The sequence below is a fragment of the Burkholderia sp. Ax-1720 genome, assembly GCF_011753035.1.
Taxonomy (GTDB): Bacteria; Pseudomonadota; Gammaproteobacteria; order Burkholderiales; family Burkholderiaceae; genus Burkholderia; species Burkholderia gladioli.
In genome coordinates this window covers 1-1,046 of record NZ_VWWK01000444.1, presented here as the reverse complement: position 1 = coordinate 1,046, position 1,046 = coordinate 1, and the positions used below count along the sequence as shown (strand labels likewise).

Annotated in this window: 2 protein-coding genes; both read left to right on the top strand. The window is 72.1% G+C overall.

The window, feature by feature from the left end; genetic code table 11:
- Positions 1–80 precede the first annotated feature (80 nt).
- Complete coding sequence (locus F3J18_RS37545) at positions 81–458, top strand: response regulator (RefSeq protein WP_025099994.1); 378 nt, start codon at positions 81–83, stop codon at positions 456–458.
- Between the two features lie 79 nt (positions 459–537).
- A partial coding sequence (locus F3J18_RS37540) for an Hpt domain-containing protein (RefSeq protein ID WP_205195740.1) occupies positions 538–1,046 on the top strand: 509 nt, incomplete at its 3' end.

The following is a 1,046-nucleotide window of genomic DNA, read 5'->3' as shown; positions in this document are numbered from 1 at the left end:
CGCCGCGCCGGCGGCACCGGCTCTCGCGCCCGCGCGCGGCGCCTTGTGATGTGAATGACGTGATTTCGGGACCGAACGACATGATCCGCTCCATCCTCGCCATCGACGATTCCGCGACCATGCGCGCCCTGCTGCAGGCGACGCTGGCCGACGCCGGCTACGACGTGCACGTGGCCGCCGACGGCGAGATCGCGCTCGAGCTGGCCGCCGCGATCGCCTTCGACCTGGTCGTGACCGATCACCACATGCCGGGCAAGAACGGCCTGGACGTGATCCGCACGCTGCGCGCGCGCGGCGCCTACGCGGCGACGCCGATCCTGGTGCTGACCACCGAGAGCGGCGAGGACTTCAAGTCGGCGGCGCGCGAGGCGGGCGCCACCGGCTGGATCGAGAAGCCGCTCGACCCGGAAACGCTGCTGGACCTGGTGGCCGCGCTGGCGGCGCCGAGCCACCCGTAGTCGCGCGCACGCGACCGGCCCCGGACCAGGGCCGACGACCCCAATACGACGCCAACCGACGATACGACGTGGATCCGGCATGACTCTCGACATCACCCAGTTCTACCAGACGTTCTTCGACGAGGCCGACGAGCTGCTCGCGCAGATGGAGCAGTTGCTGCTCGGTCTCGACGCCGGCTCGCCGGATCCGGAGGACCTGGCCGCGATCTTCCGCGCCGCGCATTCGATCAAGGGCGGCGCGGCCACCTTCGGCTTCGCGGCGCTGACCGATACCACCCACATCCTCGAATCGCTGCTCGATCGCGCGCGCAATCACGAGATCGCGCTGACGGTGCCGATGATCGACGCGTTCCTGGAAACCAAGGACGTGCTCTCGGAGCAACTGGCCGACTACCGCGCCAGCGCCGAGCCCGACGCGGCCGCCGCCGCGGCGATCTGCGCCAAGCTCGAGGCGCTGCTGCAGGGCGCGCTGGGCCAGGCCGCGGCGCCCGCCCCGGCACCCGCCCCGGCGGCGGTGCAGCCGGCCGCGCACGAGGAGGAAGAGGAATCCGAGGCGGACCTGGAGCGCGCCTTCGCGGCCGCGGCGGC

Bases quoted from the DNA above. Each gene is read 5' to 3' on its own strand.
- F3J18_RS37545 (WP_025099994.1), top strand. From the start codon at position 81: ATGATCCGCTCCATCCTCGCCATCGACGATTCCGCGACCATGCGCGCC.